Source organism: Brevibacterium sp. K72, from assembly GCF_050562175.1.
Taxonomy (GTDB): Bacteria; Actinomycetota; Actinomycetes; order Actinomycetales; family Brevibacteriaceae; genus Brevibacterium; species Brevibacterium casei.
Genome location: NZ_CP191582.1, coordinates 1,777,220 through 1,801,101 on the forward strand (window position 1 = coordinate 1,777,220; position 23,882 = coordinate 1,801,101).

A 23,882-nucleotide genomic window follows, 5' to 3' on the forward strand; every position below is an offset into this window, starting at 1 on the left:
CCGTCGAACCCGCGCGAGGGGAGGGTGCCGCGCTCGTTCGCCGGTGGGGTGCGCAGGGGAAGCACTGACCTCCCATTCTAGATACACCCGTCGTGCTCTCACAATGCGGAATCTCCTGATGTGGTCGGCAATCTGTGCCAACCCGCTGACCTGGGAGTTTGCCGAATCGAGAAAAATCTTCCCGGAGTCGCGAACGAACAGGCGCAGTTTCCGGTCTAGATGAGTGAAGGGGTCGCCACCCACGTCCCCTTCCGCGTTCGGCACGACACGCGTCCCCTCGAGTCCCGGACTCATCATCCCCGGTGGCCCTGATCGATCCCGCGATCTCAGGGCCACCTCCCATGTGCGGGCACGGGCACCCCTCTCGAATGCCGGCCGCTGTGCCGAGCATTCGTTGCCTGTGTCACGATATGTGCATGTCGAAACGATTCCTCCTTCGCGATGCCCTGACCCAGTTCCCGCCCTATAAGCCCGGCAAACCGCCGTCGGATGCCCCGGGGCTGGCCCCGTACAAACTGTCGTCGAACGAGAACCACTTCGCCCCGCTGCCGGGCATCACCGAAGCCGTGGCCGCCGCGACGCAGGTGCCCGCCGCCTATCCTGATCCGAAGTCGGCGAAGCTCGTCGCCGAGATCGCCGCCTACCTCGACGTCGACCCGAGCGAGGTCGTGCCCGGGGCGGGCGCCTCGGAGATCCTCTCGGCCCTGACGAACATCACCCTCGAGGCTGGGACCTCCGTCGTCTACCCGTGGCCGTCGTTCGAGATGTACCCGATCCTCGCGTCGGCCCGCGGTGCGGAGAAGCGCGCGGTGCCCCTGCTGCCCGACGGCCGGCACGACTTCGCGGGGATGCTCGCCGAGATCGACGACACGACCCGCCTCGTCCTCCTCTGCTCACCGAACAACCCTACGGGTCCGTCCGTGCGCACGTCCGAGCTCGACGGATTCATGGCCGAAGTGCCCGCCGGGGTCATCGTCGCCCTCGACGAGGCGTACTGGGAGTTCGCCACCGACGCCGAGGCGGTCGACGGTCTCGCCGCGTTCCGGAAGTACGACAACCTCGTCCTTGCCCGCACGTTCTCGAAGGCGCACGGACTCGCGGGACTGCGCGTCGGCTACGGCGTCGCCGATGCCGAGATCGCCACCGCTCTGCGTCAGGTCGTCGCCCCGTTCAGTGTGACGACCGGCGCTCAGGCCGCCGCCTCGGAGTCGCTCGCGCGGGTCGGCGAGGTGCTCGTCCGGGCGAAGGAGGTCGCAGCGACCCGTGACCGCTTCGCCGCTGACCTGCGCGACCTCGGCTTCGACGTCCCTGATGCGCAGGGCAACTATGTGTGGATCGCCCTCGACGACGAGGCCGCAGCCGCGTTCGAAGACGCGTGCGCAGCCCAGGCCGTGGCGATCCGCCGACTCTCCGGCGGCGTGCGGGTGAGCATCGGCGCCGATGAGGCCCTTGACCGCGTGCGCGCGGTGGCCAGAGAGTTCGCCGCCCGCTGATGAGCGTCGAGGAGGCGGCGGCCGGCCTCGGCGTGCTCGCCGAGCAGCTCAGCCCCGGTGCGCTCGTGACCGACCGCGACGTCGTCGACGGCTTCGCCTCCGACCGGGCGCTCTTCTGCCCGGCCGGGCGGGCGCTCGGTCTCGTCCGGGCCAGGAGCGTCGATGATGTCGTCGCCGTCATGCGCTTCGCCACCGACCACCGCATCCCCGTCGTCACACAGGGGGCGCGGACGGGGCTCTCGGGCGGGGCGAACGCCGTCGACGGCGCCCTGCTGCTCAACCTCGCCGGAATGGACGCGATCGTCGAGATCGATCCCGTCGACCAGATCTGCCGGGTCGAGCCCGGCGTCATCAATGCCGACCTCAAGGCCGCCCTCGCCGCCGAAGGACTCGCCTACCCGCCCGATCCGGGGTCGGTGGCGATCTCGACGATCGGCGGGAACGTCGCGACGAACGCCGGCGGCATGTGCTGCGTCAAGTACGGGGTGACGAAGGACTACGTCCGTGGACTCACCGTCGTCCTCGCCGACGGCACGGTGACGAAGCTCGGCCGCGCGACGGCGAAGGGCGTGGCCGGCCTCGACCTCGCCGCTCTCCTCGTCGGGTCGGAGGGCACGCTCGGGGTCATCGTCGCGATCACCTTGGGACTCACCCCGCTCCTGCCGCCGCCGCTGACCGGGGTGGGGATCTTCCCGGACACCGAATCGGCGGGCCGCACGGTCGCGGAGTTCATGGCCTCCGGTGCCCAGCCGTCGATGCTCGAATTCATCGACGCTGCGACGATGGCGATGATCAATGACTACGGCGACTTCGGCCTGCCCGCCGACGCCGGTGCCCTCCTCCTCGTCCAGTCCGACAAGCCCGCCGCCGAGGCGGCCCGTGACCTCGCCGGGTTCGAGGCGATCGCTGAGGCCAACGGGGCGACCGAGACCGTCGTCTCCGACGACCCCGACGACAGCGACATGCTCGTCGCCGCCCGGCGGGCCGTGGCACCGGCGATGGAGAGGTACGCGAACACCATCGGTGGGGGAGAGCTCGTCGACGATGTCTGCGTGCCCCGCTCGCGCCTCGGCGAGTTCTTCGCCCGGCTGCGGGAGATCGACGATCGCCACGACGTCGTCGTCGCCACCGCGGGACATGCGGGGGACGGGAACATGCATCCCTCCGTCGTCTTCGACGCCCGCGACGAGGCGATGGTCGCCCAAGCCCAGGAGGCGTTCGCGGAGATCATGCAGCTCGGCCTCGACCTCGGCGGGACGATCACCGGCGAGCACGGGGTCGGCTACCTCAAGCGAGAGTGGCTTGGCCGCGAGCTCGACGCCGGTGCCCAGCGCATGCAGGCCGCGATCAAGGACTCCCTCGACCCGCTGGGGATCCTCAACCCCGGGAAGATGCTCTGAGCACGAGCTCTGCGATGTCCGCGGGCGTCGTCCGGCAGCAGCCGCCGACGATCCGGGCCCCGCGGGCGATCCAGTCCGCGACCGGCCACGCGCCGAGGCGCTCGCCCGCCTCCGCGGTCGGGTCCTGCCACGTCATCGACTCCGCATCGTAGGTCTCGCCCGAGTTCGGATAGGCGATGAGGGGCAGCTCGGTGACCGCGGCCAGCGCCTCGAGCGCGGGAGACACCTGGTCGGGCCGCACGCAGTTGACGCCGACCGCGCGGACCGTCGGATGGGCGGCTGCCACCTCGGCGAGGGCCGTGAGCGGGGTGCCGTCGGGAAGTCGCGGGACGCCAGTGGGTCCTCCGTCGGCGAGGGTCACCGACAGCCACGCAGGGACGCGGGTCTCCTCGACGAGGTCGGCGAGGACCCGGATCTCGGGCAGGTTCGGTTGGGTCTCGAGCGCGATGACGTCGGCGCCCGCCTCGGCGAGGGCTTCGATGCGGGGACGGTGGAAGGCGGCGAACTCGGCATCGGTGAGCGCATAGTCGCCGGTGTACTCGGACCCGTCGCCGAGGACGGCCCCGAACGGGCCTACCGACCCGGCGATGAGGACGGGAGCGGCGGTGCCGCGTGAGGCAGCCTCGCGGGCGAGGGTGACGCTGTCGGCGCACAGTCGACGCACCGCAGTGTCCGTGAGCCCAGTGTCCGTGAGCCCAGCGCGCGGGCCTATCTGATAGCTCGCGGTCGTGACGATGTCGGCACCGGCTCTCGCGAAGGCGGCGTGCACCTCGGCGAGGGTGTCGGGATCGTCACGGAGGAGACCGGCCGACCACAGGTCGTGGTCGAGGACGATCCCGCGGGACTCGAGCGCGGTGCCCAGCCCTCCGTCGGTGACGAGGGGACGGCGGGAGCGCACGGCGGTCTCGAGCACGGCGGTGAGTCTCGGTCGCATCCACCCAGTTAAACTTGGCGGGTGACCGACATCGACACGCGTGCAGCATCTGAGACAGCGACACCGCCCATCAACGACCGTTCGCAGTTCGGCTTCGAGGTCGGCACCAGGCTCGAGACGGGCGGGCGCACCGGGGTGATCTCCACCCCGCACGGGCAGATCCGCACGCCTGCGTTCATTCCGGTCGGCACGAAGGCCACGGTCAAGGCCGTCAAGCCCGAGGACGTCGCCGCCCTCGGCGGGCAGGCTGTCCTCGCCAACGCCTACCACCTCTACCTCCAGCCGGGCTCGGACATCGTCGACGAGGCCGGGGGACTGGGACGGTTCATGAACTGGCCCGGCCCGACGTTCACGGACTCGGGCGGATTCCAGGTGATGAGCCTCGGCGCCGGGTTCAAGAAGGTCATCTCGATGGAGGTCACGGGCGAGCAGAACGACGACGCCATCGCCGCGGGCAAGGAGCGGCTGTCGAACGTCGACGACGACGGGGTGACGTTCAAATCGCACCTCGACGGCACGATGCACCGGTTCACGCCCGAGGTCTCGATGCGGGTCCAGCATGAGCTCGGGGCCGACATCATGTTCGCCTTCGACGAGCTGACGACGCTCGTCAACACCCGCGGCTACCAGGAGACCTCGCTCGAGCGAACCCGCCTGTGGGCGATCCGCTGCATCGAGGAGCACCAGCGGCTGACTCAGGAGCGCTCGCGCCGGCCCTACCAGGCGCTCTTCGGGGTCCTCCAGGGTGCGCAGTACGAGGATCTGCGACGCAAGGCGGCCCGCGACCTCGGCGCGATGGACTTCGACGGATACGGCATCGGTGGGGCCCTGGAGAAGGAGAACCTCGGGACGATCATCCGCTGGGTGTGCGAGGAGCTGCCCGAGGACAAGCCGCGGCACCTGCTCGGAATCTCCGAACCCGATGATCTCTTCGAGGCGATCAAGACCGGCGCGGACACCTTCGACTGCGTCTCCCCGTCCCGGGTCGCCCGCAATGCAGCGGTCTACACCCGCGACGGCCGGTACAACCTCACGGGGGCGAAGTACCGCCGCGACTTCGGACCCCTCGACCCCGAGTGCGACTGCTACACGTGTGAGAACTACTCGCGCGCCTACCTGCGCCACCTCTACAAGGCCAAGGAGATGCTCTTCTCGACGCTGTGCACGATCCACAACGAGCACTTCGTCGTCAGCCTCGTCGCCGAGATCCGGCAGGCGATGGAGGACGGTCGGTTCTCCGAACTCGAGGCCGAGGTGCTCGGACGCTACTACGCGTGAGTCAGGCCCAGCCGTGCGGCTCAGACCTGCGCGTAGCTCGGTTCGTGGCGTTTGACGAGCGTGATCACTCGGTACGTGACGGGCAGGAGGATGACCTCGACGCCGACCTTGTAGACGAAGCCGACGACGACGTAGTTGACGAAGTCCCAGCCGGGGATGACGCCGGCGAAAGCGATCGTGCAGAAGAGGAGCGTGTCGACGAATTCGCCGACCCCCGTCGAGGTGAGCAGTCGCACCCACAGCTTCGACTCGCCCATCCGCTTCTTCACTGCGACGAGGACGTACGAGTTGAGGAGCTGTCCGACAAAGTAGCCGGCCAGTGAGGCCAGGACGATGCGTGGGTAGAAGCCGAGGACGGCGGCGAAGGCCTCCTGGTTCTCGTATCCGGGGCCCGGTGGTGAGATGAGGACGAGCCAGAAGACGAGGGTCGCGAGCACCTGCAGGGCGAAGCCGGTGATGACGGCCTTGCGTGCGGCCTTGAAGCCGTAGACCTCGCTGATGACGTCGCCGAGGATGTAGGCGATGGGAAAGAGGAACGCCCCGCCGTCGGTGACGATGGGGCCGAAGCCGATGACCTTCGTCGCCGAGATGTTCGAGATGATGAGCACCGCGCAGAAGACCGCGAGGAAGATCGCGTAGTACCGACCGCGCGAGGACGCGAAGGCCGCCAAGCGGTGAGAGGGGGGAGCGTCTGCCGAGTCGGGCGTCTCAGGACTCGTCGGCGACAACGGCGATCTCCTTCCCCCCGGTGAGCGTGACGAGCTGGTCGTAGGTGAGCGGCATCATCGACTGCGGGGTGCCCGCCGCCGCCCAGAGGACGGGGAAGTCCCGGAGGGCCGTGTCGATGAACGTGGGGATCGGCGCGGGGTGGCCGATCGGGGCGACGCCGCCGATGACCTGGCCGGTCGCCGCCCGGACGAGGTCCTTGTCCGCGCGGTCGAGCGAGTCGACGCCGATGAGGCCTGCGACGTGGTCGGTGTCGACGCGGTGGGCGCCCGAGGTCATGATGAGCACCGGGTCCCCGCCTGCGGAGAAGACGAGGCTGTTCGCGATCGCTCCGACCTCGACCCCGACCTTCTCCGCCGCCGAGGCGGCCGTCGGGGTGGCCTCGGAGAACACCGTGATCTGCGGGTCGATCCCGTTGTCGGTGAGGATCTCGGCGATGCGGGTGTTGTTCGCGTGGTGCTTCGGGGCGGGGGCAGGGTCACCGGCGGGGGACGGGTCACTGTCCTCAGGCACCGGCTCCGCGAGCCCGCGACGGCGCAGCAGCGGTGCGACGTCGGGACGGACGCCGAAGAACTTCTCGATCGCCGTCATCGGGTCGACGGAGTAGCCGGGGGCGAGGATCGCCTCGCGGAACGCCTCGCCGGCCTCACGGTTGAGCCCGCCCTGGGATTCGAACCATTCGCTCACCCACGCGGCGATGACCTCGGAGTAGAGGTACGAGTAGTAGCCGGCCGCATAGCCGGAGGCGAAGATGTGGCCGAAGTACGTCGTGCGGTAGCGCGGGGGCACGAGCGGGGAGAAGCCGGCGGCGTCGAGCACCTCGGATTCGAAGGAGAGGACGTCGGTGATGTGCTCTCCGGCCTCGAGCGAGTGCCACGAGAGGTCGAGCATGGCGGCGGCGAGGTACTCGATCGTCGAGAAGCCCTGCCCGAAGTCCTCCCCGGCGATGAGGGAGGCGACCATGGCCTCGGGCATCGGCTCACCGGTCTCGACGTGCTTCGCATAGTGGGGGAGGACCTGCGGGTGGAAGCGCCACATCTCGTTGAACTGGGAGGGGAACTCGACGTAGTCGCGGGGCACCGAGGTGCCCGCCGTCGAGGGGTAGGTCGAGTTCGCGAAGAGGCCGTGGAGGACGTGGCCGAACTCGTGGAAGAGCGTCGTCAGCTCGGTCGGGGAGAGCAGGGTGGGCCGGCCGGGACCGGGCTTGGCAAGGTTGAGGGAGAGGGTGACGACCGGGAGGTCGCCGGTCAGCCGGGAGGCGGGCACGAGCTGGTCCATCCACGCGCCTCCCCGCTTCGTGTCCCGCGCATAGGGGTCGATGAGGATGAGGCCGAGGGTGCGACCGCCGACGTCGGTGACCTCGTAGGCGCTGACGTCGTCGTGCCAGCCGACGACGCCCTCCGCGGGAGCGAAGGTGATCCCATAGAGCCCCGTGGCGGCGAAGAAGACGCCGTCCGTGAGCACAGTGTCGAACTCGAAGTACTGCGCGACCTCGTCGGGGTCGATGCCGAACTCGTCCTGCCGGTACTTCGCGAGGTAGTGCATGACGTCGGACGGGGCGATCTCGTCGAGGCCGTAGCGGTCGCGGACGGTGTCGAGCTCGGCCGCCAGCTGCGCATTGGCGGGCGCGATGAGGGAGGAGACGATGTCGGCTGCCGCGTCGGGGCCGCCCGCCGTCTGGTTGTCGATCGCGTAGGAGGAGTACGACGGGTAGCCGAGCAGCTTCGCCTGCAGGGCCCGCAGGGCAGTGATGTCCGAGACCTGCGCCCGGGTGTCGCCGTCCCCGCCGCGTGCACCGCGCGCCATCGAGTTCCGCAGCACGTGCTCCCTCGTCGCGGCGCTCTCGAGCGGTCCGAGGACGAGCTGCTGAGTGAAGTTGTTCAGTCCCAGCAGGTAGCCGGATTCGTCGCGTTCGCCCGCGCGGGTGGCTGCGGCCGCGATCTGGTCCTCACTCAGCCCCTTGAGCTCGTCCGCCTCGCCGAGGTGGACCGCGAGTTCCCTTGTGTCCGTTCCCAGTGCCCGGGAGAAGGAGGTCGAGAGCGCGGTGAGTTCGGCTTCGATCGTCGCCATGTGCGCACGGTCCTCCTCGCCGAGGCGGGCGCCGGCCCGGACGAAGTTCTCGACCGTGAGCTCCTGGTGGCGCTTGTCCTCGGGGTTGAGGTCGGTGACCGGGACCTGTTCGATGCGGTGGAAGAGATCGACGCCCAGCAGCATCTCGGTGCGGGTCGCGGACAGCCGGACCCACACCTCGGCGACGGCATCGGTGAGCTCAGGGGTGAGGTGGTTCGATTCGAGGGTGCGGACGAGGGCGGCGAGCCGGGCCATCGGCACGGTCGCGGATTCGAAGCGGACGGTCGTGGTGACGAAGGTCGGGTCGGCGTCGTCGGTGACGATGTGCTCGACCTCGGCGAGGGCGAAGTCGGTGGCGGCCCGGGCCGCGGTGCTGAGGGTGTCAGGGGTGACCGCGGAGAAGTCCGGGAGGGAGAAGTCGCCTTGTGGGTCGAGGAGTGCCTCCCAGACATCGATGGCTGTTGGTTCGGAACTCATCGTCGACGTACCACTTTCCTCACGATCTTCTCTCATGACGCCTCCGATCCTAACGTGTGGCGGCCGCCCGGTGCATGGTTGCTGGCTAGACTGGGGCGCATGAGCAGCGCATCCTTCCCTGTCACCAATGCCTTCCGCGTCGGGTTCGTCGGAACCCTCGGGGTAGGGCTCGCGATCGCGCTCATCACGGCGCTGCAGTCGGTGGGGACGGTGCTCATCTACATCGGCCTGGCGCTGTTCCTCGCGCTCGGCCTCGATCCCATCATTCAGTGGCTCGTCGCGCGCAAGGTCTCGCGGACCCTCGCGGTCATCCTCGTCGTCGTCGCGTTCATCGGCGTCGTCGTCGGCGTGGTGCTGCTCATCGCACCCGCCGTCATCTCGCAGATCCAGCAGTTCATCGCCGATCTGCCGCAGATCGTCTCCCGTCTGCAGACGACCGAGTGGGTCGCCGATCTCGAGCGGCGCTTCACCGGAGCCGTCGACCTCGACTCGATCTTCGCGAGCGTGAGCTCGTGGGTCTCCGATCCGAAGAACGTCCTCTCCCTCGGCGGCGGCGTCGTGTCGATCGGGGCGGGGATCCTCAGCTTCATCACCGGGGTGATCATCGTCGTCATCCTCACGATCTACTTCGCCGTCACGCTGCCGACGATCAAGTCGGCGATCCTCTCGCTCGTCGCGGCGAGCTCACGGGACACCGTCGACTCGGTGTCCGAGGAGATCACGCGGTCGGTGGGGCGCTATGTGCTCGGGCAGGTGTCGCTCGGCATCATCAACGGCGTGTGCTCGGCGATCTTCCTCACGATCATCGGGGCGCCGCTGCCGGCACTGCTCGCGTTCGTCGCCTTCCTCGCCTCGCTCATCCCGCTCATCGGTCCGATCTCCGGCGCGATCGTCATCACCGCATCGTGCCTCATGGTCTCCCCGGGCCTCGGCATCGCGGCGGGCATCTACTACCTCGTCTACATGCAGATCGAGGCGTACCTGCTCAGCCCGCGGATCATGAACGCGGCCGTCGCCGTGCCCGGTGCGCTCGTCATCATCGCCGCGATCGCCGGCGGCACGCTCGGTGGGGTCCTCGGCGCCGTCGTCGCCGTGCCGGTCGCCGCCTCGTTCCTCATCATCATCCGCAAGGTCATCATCCCCGCGCAGGACAAGAAGTAGCGGCCGGACTCCTGCGGAATTGGCTGCGCCGAGGTGGGTCTCAGGCCTCGTCGAGGTGGTTCAGGCCTCGTCGAGGTGGTGCTCAGGCCTTGTCGTCGCCGTCCGTGCCGCTGTCGCGGGCGGAACCGCCGTGGTCCGTGCCGTGTCTGCGCGCGGAGTTGCTGTCGCGCGCGGAGCTGCGGTCGGCGAGGCGGCCGATGACGAAGCGGCTGAGGAAGAACGTCGCAGCGCAGGTGAGGGCGCCGATGACGATTCTCATCATGACGTCGACATCGCGACCGAGGGGGAACCCGACGAAGACCATGGCCGCGATCCCCAGCAGATAGGGGAGGACCCGGAGGGTGGGGCTCAGCTCGCTGCTCATGCGCTCAAGCCTAGCGCGCGTGCTTGAGCATCCGAGTCGGATGAACACGGGGCCCATACAGGGATGAACACGGTCCCATACAGGACAGTCGAGCGGCAGTTCGCGGCAGGTGATGCACGGAGACCCGCGCGGACCGTGAGTTGGTCACGATCCGCGCGGGTCGGCCGACGAGGGGACTTCCCGCTCAGCCAGCGGTGCGCTTCCCTCTGCGAAGGGTGCGCTTCAATCAGCGAACGGCGCGCCTCACTCCGTGAACGGTGCGCTGTCCTCGTGGAGGGCGTTGTGGAGGAAGTCGATGGCCACTGTGCGGGCGAGGTTCGCCGCCTTCGTGTCGCGGAGACTGTCGAGGAGGAGGAAGTCGTGGACCATGCCCGCCACGCGCAGCGACGTCACAGGGACACCGGCTTCGCGGAGCCTGTTGGCGTACTGCTCGCCCTCGTCGCGGAGGACGTCGGCCTCGTCCGTGATGACGAGGGCTTCGGGCAGTCCCTTGAGATCCTCGAGGCTGGCCTGCAGCGGTGAGGCGTACTTCTCCTTCCGCTGTGCCTCGTCGGTGGTGTAGGCGTCCCAGAACCACTTCATGCCGTCGCGGGTGAGGTAGTAGCCGTCCTCGAACTGGATGTACGAGGGGGTGTCGAAGTCGGCGTTGGTCACCGGGTAGAGCAGGGCCTGCGCCTTGAGGTCGAGCCCGCCGCGGTCCTTGTTCATCAGCGCGAACACTGCCGACATGTCCCCGCCGACGGATTCGCCGGTGACGGCGATGCGTGAGGTATCCATGCCGTGATCGGCGCCGTTCGCTGCCACCCATTGGCCGACGGCGTAGTTCTGCTCGACCTGGGTCGGGTACTTCTTCTCAGGAGCACGGTCGTAGACGGGGAAGACGCCGACGGCGTTCGCCCCGACCGTGAGCTCGCGGAAGAGCCGGTCATGGGTCTTGTCGTCGCCGAAGACCCAGCCGGCACCGTGGATGTAGAAGAGGACGGGCAGGTCGCCGGTGGCACCCTTGGGTCGGATGATGCGCGTGCGCACGGTTCCCCATTCGCCGGCGTCGACCTCGACCCATTCCTCGTCGACGTCAGGACGCTCGACGCCCTCGCCGCTCTGGAGGTCGAGGAGGATCTTGCGACCTTCCTCCGGCGGGACTTCGTAGATGCGCGGATGCGGGGCGGTCGCCTCGGCGAGCTCTTTGGCTTCGGGCTCGAGGAACGGGGTGATGGGGGCTGGGATCTCGGACATGGGAACGTGCTCCTTTTCATCGGATGAGGTCTCGCCTCAACGAGTGCGGCTGGGCCGAGGTCGGAGGATTCTGACAACCGACCTGTTCCCCCAGGCTATGAGTGCGCCTAAGCTGACGCCATGGTCACAAACGACATGCACCCGGGCGATGATGACAATCGGCGGCAGGCGAGCGACCTCGGGGACGGTCCGAGAGACGGTCCGGGGGACGGTGCGGGAAACACCGAGGAGCCTCGTTCGGAGATCGCCATCGTGCGGTACCGCGAGTGCCAGCTCGCCGCGGTCTACGGACTCACCGATGTCTTCCGCGTCGCGAACGAACAGTTGGCGCTGCTCGGCCGAGACGAGACTGTGCGAGTGAGCCACTGGGAGTGGTCGGAGGACGGGGTGCAGTGCGTGTTCGACTCGCACCCGGGGAGGCCGAATGCGCCGACTCACGTCGTGTTCCCGCCGAGCCTCGTGCCACCGCAGGGGATGGATTCGGCCCATGCCCTCCGCGATTGGGCTCTTGCGCGCCGAGGTGACGGGGCAGTGCTCTGCGGACTGTGCGCGGGCGTGTTCGTGCTGGCTGAGACGGGTCTGCTCGATCATCGGTCGGCGACGACGCACTGGGCGTTCGCCGAGGAGTTCACCGAGAGGTTTCCTGCGGTGCGCCTCGATGCCCGGAGGATGGTCGTCGACGAGGGAGAAGTCATCACGGCCGCCGGCATCATGGCGTGGCTCGACTTCGGGCTGTCGCTCGTCGAGTCGATGTTCGGTCCGAGCATGATGATCCGGACGTCGCGGTTCATGCTCGCCGATGCGCCGCGGACGGATCAGCTGCCGTACATGGGGACGCTTCCGTCGACGACTCATCAGGACGAGGTCGTCCTGCTCGCCGAGGAGACGATCGATCGGGAGCTGGGGTCGGCGATGACGCTCGGCCGGTTGGCCGCTGTGACGGCCACGCACCCGAGGACTCTGCAGCGCCGGTTCAAAGCCGCAACGGGGAAGACGGTGACGCAGTACGTCCAACAGCTGCGGGTCGAGCGAGCGAATCATGCGCTGGCGACGACGGACGACACCTTCGAGTCGATCGCGCGCTCGGTGGGGTACGACGATCCCACGACGCTGCGCAGGCTCATCCTCCGCGAGACTGGTCTCACCCCGACCGGGTACCGGCAGAAGTTCGGCGCGAAGTCGTTGGTCGGGGGACGCCGAAACTGACAGCGTCAGTGAATTGGCGCGGAGTTCCGGCAGTAGGGCAGATCAGAAGGGGCTGATCAGAGCTGTGGCTCAGAAGGGCGGAGGATCGCCGTTGTCCCAGACCCATTCGGTTTCGGTCCGCTTCTTTCCGTTGTAGCTGCGAAAGAAGTCGGTCCGTTTCACCCACCCCGGTGTCCCGATGCTGCCTTCGGGTCCTGGGCACTCCTCACCGGTGCGGACGTCGCCGGGCTGGGGGTCGGGTTCCGGTGGCGGTGGTGGGAAGCGCGGATCGAAGTATTCGTCCGATGAGCCGCTCTTCATGAACTCGCCCTTCTCCATGAGTCTGGCGTGCTCGACATTGACAGGGTTGTCCCCTGCCGCCACCGAGGCCCGGATTCCGTGGGGGAATCGGTACTCGATGATCCCTTTGTCGTTCATGGCCACGGAGTAGTTGCCGTCGGTCTTGCTCTGATGGTCCTTCTTGCACAGGGGATGGAGGTTGCCGAACACGGTCAGACCTCCCAGAGCGGGATTGTCGTGGTCGAAGGGGATGATGTGGTCGACTTCGGATGCTTCGGCGCGTCTTCGACAGCCGGGCATCGTGCATGCCTGCCATTTGGCGGTCAGGGTCTGCCGGATCCTCGCTGGAATGTAGTAGCTCGTGGCGTTGGCGTCGACAGGGGTTCCTGTTGCGGGATCGGTGAGGATCCGCGTCCACGTGGAGCATTCCCTGGCGATCCTGCGTGCCGTGTCGGCAGGGATCGGCGAACCGTCGGGAAAGGTGCCGGGCAGGTCGGAGTATCCGAGGAGAGTGAGGAACGGCACCGTGGTGATCATCTTGCCCTGCGCGGCCAGCCAGTAGGCGTCAGTGGGCATAGTCAGGAGGATGTCGACCATCCGGCCCTTCCCGCGGACGGTGCCGATGAGGTGGTCGTCTGTGCTGTCACCGCCGATGCCGTGGGCGGTGCGGGCAATGGGACCGAAGGCCGAATCGGTAATCTCGGATCCCGAAGCGTTCTCCGCGTCTGCCCCCGGGCCGGCAAGAGCGTCAGTGCTGGCTCCGGTAGTGATGCCGGCGCTGTCGCCGGCGATGCATGCCCCGGTTCCGGCGAGCGATCCTCGGTTGTCGGTCACCGAGGGGTCCGCGGAGATGCCGACCGCCTCGGCGGCTGCGGTGATCCGCTCGGCGACATCGGCGACGTTGCGGACGCCTTCGAGGTCGAGCGGCAGTTCGCTGGTGCCGATCACCCCGGTGTCGGTCTCCTCGGTGCGAACCTGGATGCGGACCTGTGGGCAGGTGCGAGTGAAGATGTCGAACATCAGTGCCGCGATTGCGCGGTCGTCCTCGATGACGGCACCGTCGGGGATCTGGTCGCCGAACGCAGCCGTGTTGCCGTTGCGGATCGCCTTCGCGAATGCTTCGATGCGGAGGAAGCACGCCTGCAGTTCTGCCGATGGCCCGGTGAGGGTGAGACACGATGAGCCGTCGGGGTAGGTGGTGATGTCGACGCGGCGACGCTCGAATGCCTGTTGGGTGCGCTCGTCGGCGGGTTCGAGGACGCTGACCCTCATCGCGAGCGACTTCTTGAACGTCTCGATGGTGATGTCGGCGCGCCGGGTCTCGAGGTAATCGTCGATGTGGCGGAGGTCGGAGAACCGGACGCTCTTGCACAACCGAGTCGCGGCGTGGACGTGGGCGATGGTGAACTCTCCTGCCAGGCACCGAGCATGGAACTTCGGCAGGCCGTGGACCAGAGTCATCGCGTCGTTGATGTGTGCGTAGGTGCCTGCGGTGGTGGTGCCGAGAATGACGGTGAACTCGCCGATCTCCTCGGTGTGGGAGTGCATGTGGACCCATCCGTCGATGGTCTGGGTCTCCCGGAACCTCGGGAAGCCGGGTACGGACGTCGCATCAGGGGTGGCTGAGGGGGCTTCCACGAGCGCGGCATCGCCGTCCGCGGTCGACTCAGCGGATGGATCCGACGTGCTTTCCGCATCCGCCTCGGCGGGAGGCGTGGCAACTCCGTCGCCGCTGATGGACTCGCCCTCCCTATTAGCGGCATCTGCGAAACGGGACGCGGTCTCGGTGAGGGTTGCGTGCCGGTAGGGGGATTCCGGATTGGGGTTGAGGAGGCCCAGGTGGTCGATGACTTCGGCGAGGAAGAGCGAGGCCGTGGTCTCGAGGGCGGCGAGCTGAGCACGATCGCTGCTCGTGTAGACGTCGAGGACGTCGGCGAAAGGGGAATCGGGGTCGACCTCGAGGCGAGGAGGCGTGCTCGGTTGATCGGGAGGCTCCTCGTCGGCAGCACTCGAGCCGGGTCCTGCGGGGTTCGCGAGGTCTGTCACTGCCGGTCACCTGCCTTCTCCACAACGGTGTGGATCGTTGCTCTCAGTCTAGACCTCAGAGGGAATCTTGTCAATAGAAAGTTCGAAACTCGTTCGAACTAAGGTTCATTTGAATTCACGCAGGTGAGCGAGTTTTGAAGCGCTTCGACCTCGCCGTGGACCACTCTTGTTCTCTGGTCTGCCGAGGCCTAGGCTGGAACGACGGAGTCGGTCGACGGGAGGCTTGTCGCCTGCAGACGAGTCGGCGGTCGTCCGCCGGAGGTGGACTGGGATCGGCGATGAGGAAGTTCGACATCGACCCCATCATTGCGGAGGTGGAGGACAACGGCGCGATCGCGCCGCCTCAGCGATCCGCGAGAACCGGCTCCTGCGACAACCGATGGAGGTCATGTCATGAGCGAACAGATCGACACCGCGAAGGTCGGTGACGACCGGATCCCCGCCGACCGGAGCCCAGCAGAGTCGACGCCCGCTGGCCGCAGCGCACCCGATGAGCACGCCGAGCCAGCCGACCAGACCGCTCCGACCGCACTCGAATCGTCACCGACGATCGAGGGGGAGACGAAGTCCCGGGTGGCGATGACGCAGGCCACGGTCGACCTCCTCGGCGACCTCGTCGCCAAGCACGGTCAGCTGATGTTCCATCAGTCGGGCGGCTGCTGCGACGGCTCCTCGCCGATGTGCTTCCCCGAAGGCGACTTCCTCACCTCCGATGCCGACGTCCTCCTCGGCCACTTCGACCTGCCCCTGCCCGAGGCCGACGCTGACGGCGCCACCACCTCGGGGATCGACTTCTGGATGTCGGCCGAGCAGTTCGCGTACTGGAAGCACACCCACCTCACCGTCGACGTCGTCCCCGGCCGCGGCGCGGGCTTCAGCGTCGAATCCCCGACGGGAAACCGCTTCATCATCCGCTCGACGCTCATGGACGTCGGATAACGGGCGATATCGGGTAGGCAAGCGTCGGACGGGAAGGCGTCGGACAGTGTGCCGGACCGCCGCATCCGGCAGTCCCGCCGCGCCTACCTCGTCTTCCCCGATGCGATGAGCTCGGGCTCTCCCAGGGAGAGCATGAGCCGGTTCGCCCAGTTGAAGAACGCCGCCCCACCGAGGACATCGATGATGTCCGCATCGGTCAGTCCCGCATCCCGCAGCGCCGCCACCCGGTCCGGTCCGAAGGCCGGCGGGGTGAGGCTGAGAGCGACCGAGGCGTCGACGACGGCATCCCACACCGGATCGCCGAGGTGGGACGGCTCATCCGTCCCCGTATCCAACATCTGCTGGACGAGGTCCCGTCGGCCGGACTCCTCGCTCGCCCGGTCCGAGTGGATCGACGCGCAGAACAGGCACCCGTTGAGTCGGGAGGCCGCCGTTGCCGCGAGCTCGCGCTCCGCCCGGCCGAGGCCGTCGCTGACGTTGAAGAAGATGTCGAAGTCGGTCAGGGTGCGCGCCCGCAGCGCCGCCGGATCCCGCGCGAGCAGGCGGAAGTACGGGTTCTTCGCCCGCCCGGCCTCGATGAGGGCATCGCGCTGCGCCTCGGTGAGGTCCGCCTCGGCGACGGGCGCGATCCACGGCACCCAGCCGAGCCCGGACTGCTGGAAGACCTCCGGCCGCGCGAGGTCGGGGTACGTCTTCACCCGGGCCCCCACCTCGGCGAGGGCCCTGGACCGCGATCCCGGCGCACCCGTATCGGAACCGGATGCCGCATCCGCCGAGGTGAGTGGGCGGGAGGGGATCTGCTCCTCGGCCGCGGCGGGGGCGTGGAGGAGGGCGGCGAGCCCGGCGCTCAACCGGATCTGGAAGTTGAGGAACGAGATCAGCTGGGCGAGAGTGACGATTCCGTCCTCGTCCCAGCCGGCGGCGAGCAGCCTGGCGAGGTCCTCGGGCCCGGCATCGCGGGGATGGAGGACGAGGAGGTGGGCGAATTCGATCCCCGCCGAGGTGACCGGCCCGAGCGTGTCCCGTGCCTTCGCACCGACGCTCAGCCAGGGACCGTTGACGTTCTCTGCGACCAACCTCGCGGATCCGTAGTTCCCGTACGGGCCGCGGACGGGGTTCGTCGCGTCGAGGTCGACGACAGTGTCGTCGAGGAGTTCGGCGATCGCCCACGCCGCAGCTTCGTCCTCGTCGCGCAGCAGGTCCCGGTAGAACTCCTCGCCGGCGGTCGAGCCGAGCAGCCCGGCGGTGAACGCGGCGATGACGTAGCGGTCGCGGTAGGAGAAGTCGCCCGGCTCCTCGGGTTCGAGGAGTGCCTCGAAGCTCAGCTGCGCGTTCTCCTTCGCCTGAGGGCGGTGGTCGCGGAGGCGGTCGAGGGGGTCGCCCTCGGTGAGGCCGGCGAGGAGGTTGATGATGTCGGGCATCTCAGCGCGCCGATCCGGCCGCCGCAGCCCCGAGACCGACAGAGCCGCCGCCGGCGCCGGCAGCACCAGCTCGCGCACCCGAGCCACCCTCGACCTTCAGCCCGAGCGCCGGAGCGACCTCGGTGGCGAGCAGTTCGATCGAGCGCAGCGTGTGCTCGTTCGTCGCCGGCACCGAGTGGACCTGGAAGCTCACGTCGCTCACCCGCGGCAGCACCCGGTCGGCGGCGAGGCTCTCGATGACCTGCTCGGGCGTGCCGAGGTGGGTGTCGGTCGCGATGAGCAGCTCGTCGAGGCTGAGACCGGAGGTGTCGTAGCCGACAAGGCGGTTCGCCTCGGCGCGCAGGGCGGGTTCGGTAAGTTCGCGCAGCCGGGGGAGATCCTCGGCGTCGGCGACGACCGCGGTGCGCGAGGCGAGGATGCGCGGCTCGACACCGTCGGGCAGCGCGGACAGGTAGGTGTCGATGACGGGCAGCTGCACCTCGTCGAGGGTCGCGGAGATGTTCTCCGCCGGGCGCGGCTGGGTGCGCGAGAGCATGAGTCCGTCCCCTGCTGTTCCCGCGGCACCTGCCCCGACCGCGGAGAACGTCGCCTGCCACAGACGATCGGCCAGCCCCGGCGCCTGCGGGTAGAGACGGTAGCCGTCCGGCTGGACGTCCCCCGCGGCGAGCGCGTCGCCTGCGAACAGGGTCCTCAGCGCCGCGAGGTTGTCGGCGAAGACGGTGCGCCGATCGTCGAAGGTCGTCCCGAAGGCGGGGAACGACTTGGGGTTCCCGCCCGAGCCGAGCCCGATCTCGAGGCGACCGCCGGTGAGCGTGTCGACGACGGCGGCGTCCTCGGCCACGCGTACCCCGTTCTCCATCGGCAGGGTGATGATCGCGGTGCCGAGCCGGATCCGCGAGGTCCGTGCCGCCGCGTGGGAGAGGAAGACGAGCGGCGAGGGCAGTCCTCCCTCGGTCGCGGAGAAGTGGTGCTGGGCGACCCAGGCCGTGGCGAAGCCGAACCGCTCGGCCGTCTCGATCTGCTCGAGCGCGAACCGGTACCGCTGCTCGGCGGGCGCGTCCTCGAGGAGGCGGGTGAAGAACCCGAGCCGGGGGCCGGTCGTGGGCGTGGGGTTGGTGATCGTGTCGGTCATCGTGGATCTCAGCTCTCTGCCGCGGCGAGGGTGCCGGCGGCGGTGGGGTCGGAGGGGGTGGCGGAGTTAGGGGCGGAGGTGTCGGGGAGGCCGGAGGCACCGTGGGCACTCGGGGTGCCCGGGGTGCGGCTTCCCTGGAGCGCGAGCGGGCGGGGGATCGCGTCGAGGAGGGTGCGCGTGTACGCCGTCTGCGGCCGGGTGAAGAGGTCCTCGGTGCGCCCGGACTCGACGAGGTGGCCCCCGGACATCACCGACACCGTGTCCGCGATCTGCCGAACGACGGCGAGATCGTGGGAGATGAAGACATAGGTGAGTCCGAGTTCGTCCTGGAGCTCGCCGAGGAGGCGAAGGATCTGCGCCTGGACCGTGACGTCGAGCGCGGAGACCGCTTCGTCGAAGACGACGAGTTCGGGTCCGGCGATGAGCGCGCGGGCGATCGCCACCCGCTGCAGCTGCCCGCCCGAGAGCTCGCGCGGCCGCCGCTGCACATACGATCCCGGCAGGGCGACCTTCTCGAGGATCGACGCCACCCGCTGCCCGCGGTCGGCGCGGGTGCCGATGCGGAAGTTCCGCAGCGGCTCGGTGAGGATCGCCCCGATCGACTGCTTCGGATCGAGCGCGGAGTAGGGGTTCTGGTGGACGAGCTGGACCGTGCGCCGCAGTTCGCGCAGCCGCCGGCGCCGCTGTCCTCCCTCGCCGAGGCGGGCCGCATCGATCTCGCCGATCCGCACCGACCCGGCCTGCGGGGTGAGGAAGCCGGCGAGTGCCTTGCCCGTCGTCGTCTTCCCCGACCCGGATTCGCCGACGATGCCCTGCGTCGTCCCGCGGGCGACGGTGAGGGAGACGTCCTCGACGCCGATGACCGGGGCGGGTTCGGCGGCAGAGGTTCCGGTGGCAGGGTCGTCGGTACGCGCGTAGACCTGCGTGAGGCCCTCGACCGAGACGAACCCGGCAGCCGCCTCGGCGCCCTGACCTGCCGCCTCGGCGCTCGCATCTGTCCGCACCTTCGTCTCTCTGACCTGCAGGGCTGGGGCGTCGGCGAGCAGCCGCGAGGTGTAGTCGGTGGCCGGGCGGGAGAAGATCTCCTCGGCCGGTCCTGCTTCGACGACCCTGCCCGACTGCATGACGACGACGTCGTCGGCCCGTTCCCCGGCGACCGCGAGGTCGTGGGTGATGAGGAGGACACCCATGCCGGTCTCCGCACGCAGTTCGTCGAGGAGGTCGAGGATGCGCTTCTGCACGGTGACGTCGAGCGCCGAGGTCGGTTCGTCGGCGATGAGCAGCCGCGGCCGCAGCGCGATGCCTGCGGCGATGAGCACGCGCTGGCGCATCCCGCCGGAGAGTTCGTGCGGGTACTGATCGGCCCGCAGTTCGGGACGGTCGATGCCGACGCGCTCGAGGAGGTCGAGGACCTCGGCGCGAGCGGTGCGGCGATCGGACCGCCGGTGGATGCGCAGCGCCTCGGCGACGGACCGGCCCACGGTCTGCAGCGGGTTGAGGGAGCTGCCGGGATCCTGGGGGACGTAGCCGATCTGGGCTCCCCGCACATCGCGCCAGGCACGGGGTGACAGGGAGTCGAGTGCTACCTCGCCGAGGTGGATGCTCCCGGCCGTGACCCGCGCGGATTCGGGGAGGAGACCGAGGACGGCGTTCGCCGTCGTCGACTTGCCCGACCCGGATTCGCCGACGACCGCGGTCACGTGTCCGGGGCGGACGGTAAGGTCGAGCCCATCGACCGCAGGGTCACCGGTCCCGCCGCGGTGGGAGTAGTCGACGGTGAGTCCGCGCACGGACAGCAGAGACGCGGTCGGGGGAGCGAGGAGGTCGGTCATGATGTCGCCTTTCGCAGGGTGTTGCCGATCTGGTGAGTGGCGAGCACGATCGCCATGACGACGAGGCCGGGCAGGACCGTCAGCCACCACGCGGTGGCGACGAAGTTGCGGCCCTCGGCGATGATGAGGCCCCATTCCGGAGTCGGCGGCGGCGTGCCGTAGCCGAGGAATCCGAGCGTGGAGATCTGGAGGATCGCCGAGCCGATCTGGAGGACGGCGAGGGTGAGCACCGGCGAGATCGAGTTCGGGAGGATGTGCCGGACGAGCACGGACCAGTAGGTGCCACCGGACCCGTACGCGGCGGCGACGAAGTCGCTCGTATCGATCCGCACGGCCTCGGACCGGGCGAGCCGGGCGAACTGCGCGATTGCGGTGACGCCGACCGCGATCGCCGCGTTGATCGTGCCGAAGCCGAGGACGATGACAATCGAGAGGCTGAGCAGGATCGCGGGGATCGAGAGGAGGACGTCGACGGCGCGCATGAGGACGTCGTCGACCCAGCCGCGGCGGGTGCCCGCGATGAGTCCGATGGTCGTGCCGACGAGGAGGCCGACTCCGACCGCGATGAGCGCTGCAAGCAGGGACTGGGAGGCGCCGTAGACGACGCGGGTGAAGACGTCGCGTCCCGTCTGGTCGGTGCCGAACCAGTGCTCGAGGCTCGGGGCGAGCAGTGCCGGCGTCGTTCCGCCGTCGTTGGGATCGTACTGCGTGAACAGGCCGGGCAGGAGAGCCCAGAGGACCGCGATGAGGAGGACGAGGCCGGAGACGACGGTGGCCGGTCCGATGAGCGCACCGGCACTTGAGCGCCGTCGCCCGGAGCCAGGGCGGGTCCGTCGGGAGTTCGGGCGCACGCGTCCGGTGCCCTGCGCTGTGCGCGTGAGGCTGAAGATGAAGCTCATGGGGTCCTCTTTCCGTTCAGGGCTCGGCCCGGCTCGGCCGCGTCCTGGGCAGAGGTGGCGGGTCCGTCGGCGGCAGAACTGTCTGCGGGGCCGACGGCAGAGCGCTCTGCCCAGTTGAGGGCGACGCCGACGCTGGACGCGCTCGCCGCCAGCGCCTCCTTCGTCGTGGGATCGGTGGCGGTGACTGCGCTGTGTGCGGTGCTCGAACGAGCGCCGCCTCGACCACTTCCGCGTCCTGCCCTCGCCGAGGCGGTTCCCGGCTTCCCGCGCAGACGGACGTCGATGACGGGGTAGAGGAGGTCGACGGCGAGGTTGATGACGACGTAGCCGAGCGTGGCGAGAACGACGACGGCGAGCAGGATCGGGTTGTCCCGGTTCGTCACGGCCTGCGCGGTGATCTGGCCGATGCCGTTGCGGCCGAACACGGTCTCGGTGACGACGGCCCCAGCGACGAGCTCGCCGAAGACGAGTCCGACGATCGTCAGGCCCGGCAGCAGGGCGTTGCGGGCGACAGTGTGGATGAGGATCCACCGCTCGGACGCGCCCTTGGCGGCGGTGACCTTGACGAAGCCCGCGGCTTTGACCTCGGTGATCGAGCGGATGAGGACCTGCGCGATGGGGGCCGAGAGCGGGACGGCCACAGTGAGCGTGGGGAGGACGAGCGCCTCGGCGGGGGTGGGGGAGACGACGGAGACGATGCCGAGCTGGAAGGAGAAGACCTGGATGAGGAGGATCCCCAGCCAGAACACGGGGATGGAGATGAAGAGGCTCGGCACGGAGTCGAGGACCCTGCGCACCCACGCCTGCGGGCCGGTCGCCGGACCGTAGGTCGCGAAGACGGCGATGAGAACGGCGAGGACGACCGCGGTGAGGAAGCCGGAGACGGCCAGGGCGATCGTCGACGGCAGGGCCGCTGCGACGATCGTCGAGACCGCGGCCCCCGTCTGGACGGAGAAGCCGAAATCGCCGGCGAGGAATCCTCCGAGCGTGATGAGATAGCGGGCGAGCAGCGGCTCGTCGGCCCCGGTCTCGGCACGGATCGCCGCGACCTGGTCGGCGGAGAGGCCGAGCGCGGGATCGGCGAAGCGTGCCGTGACGCCGTCGCCGGGGATGACCGAGAGGAGGATGAAGGCCGCGGTGAAGGCGAGGAGGAGGACGAGCACGGCTTGGCCGAGTCGGAGGAGGACATAGCGGAGGTCGATCATCATCAGCTCGCAATCCAGGTGCTGTAGAAGTCGGGACGGCCCACGGGTTCGGTGGTGAAGCCGTGGACGCGGCGACGGAACGCGAAGACCTGGGGCTCCTCGAAGAACGGGAGGACATAGGCCTGGTCGACGAGGTAGTCCTGGACCGCCTCGGCGGCGGCCTGGCGCTTCGTCGTCTCCGGTTCGGAGGCGAGCTCCTCGAGGAGGCGGTCGATCTCGGGGTCGACGGTGTCGTCGGCGGCATCGTCACGGCCGGCCGCGTTGAGGAAGACGTCGCGGTTGACCGAGGAGTAGTTCGACCGGAGGTTGTCGTAGTCGGCGCGCGCGACCATCGAGTGGTAGATCTGGATGCGGTCGAGTTCGAGGGCGTCGAGCGTCTGCTTCGCCTGGTCACCGGGGTTGATCGACAGGCGCACGCCGACGCGGCGCAGCTGCTGCTGGATGAGCGTCTGGACCTCGTTCGACCGCGGCTGGGGCAGCGCCGTGTTCACCGTCAGGGCGAGCACCTGCCCGTCCTTGACCCGGTACCCGTTCTCGCCGAGGCGCCAGCCGGCCTCGTCGAGGAGGCGGGCCGCCTGCCCGGGGTCGTAGACCCACGACCCCGACTGGTCCTTGTAGCCCATCGCCCCCTTCGCGAGGAGACCGGTGGCCAGCGGGTAGTTCGGGGTGAAGAGCTTGTCGACGATCTCCTGCCGGTCGATCGCGGCGATGAGCGCCCGGCGTACCCGGATGTCGGCGAGCAGGTCCGTGCGGAAGCGGAAGTTGATGCTGTTGTTGATCCCGTTCGTCGCCTTCGCATAGAGGCGCAGCCCCTGCTCCTCGACGCGGGTCTCGTCCGGGGCCTGGACGTCGCGGACCCCGTCCGCCTGACCGGAGAGGACGGCGCCGATGCGCACCGAGTACTCGTTGTTGACCAGGTAGTCGATGCCGTCGAGGTAGGGCCTGCCCTGGTGCTTGAGGTGCGGCGGTGCCCAGTCGTAGTCCTCGCGGGCGCGGACGGAGAGCTTTGTGCCGATCGTCTCCGCGGTGATGCGGAAGGGGCCGGCGGTGTGGATCTTCGTCGCCTCGCCGGGTCCGAAGCCCTCGGCGTCGAGGTCGAGGGTGGAATCGGCGAGGAGGCCCGCGTTCATCGTCGACGTCGCCTGCGCGAAGCCCGGGGACGGGGCGCTGAAGTGGAAGCGGACGCGGCGGTCGTCGAGGACTTCGCTGCGCTCGTAGTTCGAGATCTGCTCGGACACGGGCAGGGTCCGGGCTTCGTCGCCGCGGCCGAAGAGGTCGAAGTTCTTCGCGACGTTCGCCGGTGTCAGCGGCGACCCGTCGGAGTAGGTGACGCCGTCGCGCAGGGTGAACGTGTACTGCGTGGCGTCGGCATTGACCTCGGGCAACTCGGTGGCCAGCCACGGATGGAGCTCGAGGGTCGTCGGGTCCTGCCAGAGCAGGCGGGCGGAGATGTTGTTCATGATCCCGCCGTTGGGGTAGAAGCCCACCGACGGCGGGTAGAGCAGCGTCCATGTCTGCGGCTCGAAGTACGTGAGCACCCCACCGGTCACCGGCGCTCCGTCGGTGAGCGGGTCGGTGTCCGTGGGCGTGCACGCGCTCAGCGTGATGAAGGTGCCGAGTCCGAGGCCGACGCCGAGGATGCTGCGGCGGGTCCGCATCGCCCTCGCCGAGGCGGGGGAGCGGGTCTCCGTCGGGGTGGGGACGGTCATGGGGTGAAGTCCTTAGAGCGGGTGGGAACGCGGAGGATCCCGACAGCGGTGGAGCGACGGTGCAGAGTCGAGCCG

General features: G+C 68.9%; 18 protein-coding genes. 6 read left to right on the forward strand and 12 right to left on the reverse strand.

All coding sequences use genetic code 11. The annotated features are described in order from the left end of the window. The first annotated feature begins 416 nt into the window (after positions 1-416). Positions 417-1,493, forward strand: a complete 1,077-nt coding sequence (locus tag ACQ1RG_RS07790) for a histidinol-phosphate transaminase (protein WP_009378025.1) — start codon at positions 417-419, stop codon at positions 1,491-1,493. Then, positions 1,493-2,893: an FAD-binding oxidoreductase gene (locus ACQ1RG_RS07795; RefSeq protein ID WP_009378030.1), complete on the forward strand. Its 1,401-nt coding sequence runs from the start codon at positions 1,493-1,495 to the stop codon at positions 2,891-2,893. Before ACQ1RG_RS07790 ends, ACQ1RG_RS07795 begins: the two co-directional genes overlap by 1 nt. Here the strand turns inward: ACQ1RG_RS07795 and mmuM are convergent. Next, positions 2,871-3,827 (reverse strand): homocysteine S-methyltransferase, encoded by a 957-nt coding sequence (gene mmuM, locus ACQ1RG_RS07800; protein ID WP_430600820.1) that lies wholly within the window; start codon positions 3,825-3,827, stop codon positions 2,871-2,873. The genes ACQ1RG_RS07795 and mmuM overlap by 23 nt on opposite strands. 21 nt (positions 3,828-3,848) lie before the next feature. Here mmuM and tgt point away from each other — a divergent pair, with 21 nt between their 5' ends. Then, a complete protein-coding gene (tgt, locus tag ACQ1RG_RS07805; protein WP_430600822.1) occupies positions 3,849-5,105 on the forward strand; it encodes a tRNA guanosine(34) transglycosylase Tgt in 1,257 nt (418 codons plus the stop codon). A gap of 20 nt (positions 5,106-5,125) precedes the next feature. Here the strand turns inward: tgt and ACQ1RG_RS07810 are convergent, their stop codons facing one another. Continuing rightward, on the reverse strand, positions 5,126-5,833 hold the full coding sequence (locus tag ACQ1RG_RS07810; protein WP_391533214.1) for a queuosine precursor transporter: 708 nt from the start codon (positions 5,831-5,833) through the stop codon (positions 5,126-5,128). After that, positions 5,814-8,378, reverse strand: a complete 2,565-nt coding sequence (locus ACQ1RG_RS07815; protein ID WP_144588376.1) for a M3 family metallopeptidase — start codon at positions 8,376-8,378, stop codon at positions 5,814-5,816. The genes ACQ1RG_RS07810 and ACQ1RG_RS07815 overlap by 20 nt, the downstream gene beginning before the upstream one ends. Before the next feature lie 99 nt (positions 8,379-8,477). Here ACQ1RG_RS07815 and ACQ1RG_RS07820 point away from each other — a divergent pair, with 99 nt between their 5' ends. After that, positions 8,478-9,539: an AI-2E family transporter gene (locus tag ACQ1RG_RS07820; protein ID WP_430600824.1), complete on the forward strand. Its 1,062-nt coding sequence runs from the start codon at positions 8,478-8,480 to the stop codon at positions 9,537-9,539. 82 nt (positions 9,540-9,621) lie between these two features. On the opposite strand, the gene ACQ1RG_RS07825 is transcribed toward ACQ1RG_RS07820, so the two are convergent. Both ACQ1RG_RS07825 and ACQ1RG_RS07830 read right to left on the reverse strand, forming a co-directional pair. Next, positions 9,622-9,903, reverse strand: a complete 282-nt coding sequence (locus ACQ1RG_RS07825; RefSeq protein ID WP_430600826.1) for a hypothetical protein — start codon at positions 9,901-9,903, stop codon at positions 9,622-9,624. Positions 9,904-10,146: 243 nt separating this feature from the next. Next, positions 10,147-11,139, reverse strand: a complete 993-nt coding sequence (locus ACQ1RG_RS07830; protein ID WP_009378037.1) for an alpha/beta hydrolase — start codon at positions 11,137-11,139, stop codon at positions 10,147-10,149. A 120-nt stretch (positions 11,140-11,259) separates the two neighbouring features. Between ACQ1RG_RS07830 and ACQ1RG_RS07835 the strand changes: the two genes are divergently transcribed. Further along, the gene (locus tag ACQ1RG_RS07835; RefSeq protein WP_201671517.1) at positions 11,260-12,345 is read left to right on the forward strand and encodes a GlxA family transcriptional regulator; all 1,086 of its coding nucleotides are present in this window, start codon (positions 11,260-11,262) and stop codon (positions 12,343-12,345) included. A 69-nt stretch (positions 12,346-12,414) separates the two neighbouring features. Here ACQ1RG_RS07835 and ACQ1RG_RS07840 read toward each other — a convergent pair whose 3' ends face one another. Beyond that, positions 12,415-14,670, reverse strand: a complete 2,256-nt coding sequence (locus tag ACQ1RG_RS07840) for an HNH endonuclease signature motif containing protein (protein ID WP_430600828.1) — start codon at positions 14,668-14,670, stop codon at positions 12,415-12,417. Between the two features lie 579 nt (positions 14,671-15,249). On the opposite strand from ACQ1RG_RS07840, the gene ACQ1RG_RS07845 reads away from it, so the two are divergent. Beyond that, complete coding sequence (locus tag ACQ1RG_RS07845; RefSeq protein WP_227007106.1) at positions 15,250-15,609, forward strand: DUF779 domain-containing protein; 360 nt, start codon at positions 15,250-15,252, stop codon at positions 15,607-15,609. 83 nt (positions 15,610-15,692) lie between these two features. On the opposite strand, the gene ACQ1RG_RS07850 is transcribed toward ACQ1RG_RS07845, so the two are convergent. From ACQ1RG_RS07850 to ACQ1RG_RS07875, 6 genes are read right to left on the reverse strand one after another with little or no spacing between them, the layout of a single operon-like run. After that, positions 15,693-17,030, reverse strand: a complete 1,338-nt coding sequence (locus ACQ1RG_RS07850) for an alkylhydroperoxidase domain protein (protein WP_430600830.1) — start codon at positions 17,028-17,030, stop codon at positions 15,693-15,695. A 1-nt stretch (position 17,031) separates the two neighbouring features. After that, positions 17,032-18,162, reverse strand: a complete 1,131-nt coding sequence (locus tag ACQ1RG_RS07855) for a putative FMN-dependent luciferase-like monooxygenase (RefSeq protein WP_197932325.1) — start codon at positions 18,160-18,162, stop codon at positions 17,032-17,034. 8 nt (positions 18,163-18,170) lie between these two features. Beyond that, a complete protein-coding gene (locus ACQ1RG_RS07860; protein WP_430600832.1) occupies positions 18,171-19,994 on the reverse strand; it encodes a dipeptide ABC transporter ATP-binding protein in 1,824 nt (607 codons plus the stop codon). After that, positions 19,991-20,893 (reverse strand): ABC transporter permease, encoded by a 903-nt coding sequence (locus tag ACQ1RG_RS07865; RefSeq protein ID WP_009378044.1) that lies wholly within the window; start codon positions 20,891-20,893, stop codon positions 19,991-19,993. Before ACQ1RG_RS07865 ends, ACQ1RG_RS07860 begins: the two co-directional genes overlap by 4 nt. After that, positions 20,890-22,101, reverse strand: a complete 1,212-nt coding sequence (locus tag ACQ1RG_RS07870; RefSeq protein WP_391533217.1) for an ABC transporter permease — start codon at positions 22,099-22,101, stop codon at positions 20,890-20,892. Before ACQ1RG_RS07870 ends, ACQ1RG_RS07865 begins: the two co-directional genes overlap by 4 nt. Then, positions 22,101-23,807 carry a TIGR04028 family ABC transporter substrate-binding protein gene (locus tag ACQ1RG_RS07875; RefSeq protein ID WP_430600835.1) on the reverse strand — a complete coding sequence of 569 codons (1,707 nt, stop codon included), beginning with the start codon at positions 23,805-23,807 and terminating at the stop codon, positions 22,101-22,103. The genes ACQ1RG_RS07870 and ACQ1RG_RS07875 overlap by 1 nt, the downstream gene beginning before the upstream one ends. Positions 23,808-23,882 lie beyond the last annotated feature (75 nt).

Coding starts and splice junctions, on each gene's coding strand:
- mmuM (WP_430600820.1), bottom strand. CDS start 3,827: ATGCGACCGAGACTCACCGCCGTGCTCGAGACCGCCGTGCGCTCCCGC.
- ACQ1RG_RS07845 (WP_227007106.1), top strand. CDS start 15,250: ATGACGCAGGCCACGGTCGACCTCCTCGGCGACCTCGTCGCCAAGCAC.
- ACQ1RG_RS07875 (WP_430600835.1), bottom strand. CDS start 23,807: ATGACCGTCCCCACCCCGACGGAGACCCGCTCCCCCGCCTCGGCGAGG.
- ACQ1RG_RS07860 (WP_430600832.1), bottom strand. CDS start 19,994: ATGACCGACCTCCTCGCTCCCCCGACCGCGTCTCTGCTGTCCGTGCGC.
- ACQ1RG_RS07795 (WP_009378030.1), top strand. CDS start 1,493: ATGAGCGTCGAGGAGGCGGCGGCCGGCCTCGGCGTGCTCGCCGAGCAG.
- ACQ1RG_RS07830 (WP_009378037.1), bottom strand. CDS start 11,139: ATGTCCGAGATCCCAGCCCCCATCACCCCGTTCCTCGAGCCCGAAGCC.
- ACQ1RG_RS07835 (WP_201671517.1), top strand. CDS start 11,260: ATGGTCACAAACGACATGCACCCGGGCGATGATGACAATCGGCGGCAG.
- ACQ1RG_RS07815 (WP_144588376.1), bottom strand. CDS start 8,378: ATGAGTTCCGAACCAACAGCCATCGATGTCTGGGAGGCACTCCTCGAC.
- ACQ1RG_RS07865 (WP_009378044.1), bottom strand. CDS start 20,893: ATGAGCTTCATCTTCAGCCTCACGCGCACAGCGCAGGGCACCGGACGC.
- ACQ1RG_RS07850 (WP_430600830.1), bottom strand. CDS start 17,030: ATGCCCGACATCATCAACCTCCTCGCCGGCCTCACCGAGGGCGACCCC.
- ACQ1RG_RS07825 (WP_430600826.1), bottom strand. CDS start 9,903: ATGAGCAGCGAGCTGAGCCCCACCCTCCGGGTCCTCCCCTATCTGCTG.
- ACQ1RG_RS07790 (WP_009378025.1), top strand. CDS start 417: ATGTCGAAACGATTCCTCCTTCGCGATGCCCTGACCCAGTTCCCGCCC.
- ACQ1RG_RS07870 (WP_391533217.1), bottom strand. CDS start 22,101: ATGATGATCGACCTCCGCTATGTCCTCCTCCGACTCGGCCAAGCCGTG.
- ACQ1RG_RS07820 (WP_430600824.1), top strand. CDS start 8,478: ATGAGCAGCGCATCCTTCCCTGTCACCAATGCCTTCCGCGTCGGGTTC.
- ACQ1RG_RS07855 (WP_197932325.1), bottom strand. CDS start 18,162: ATGACCGACACGATCACCAACCCCACGCCCACGACCGGCCCCCGGCTC.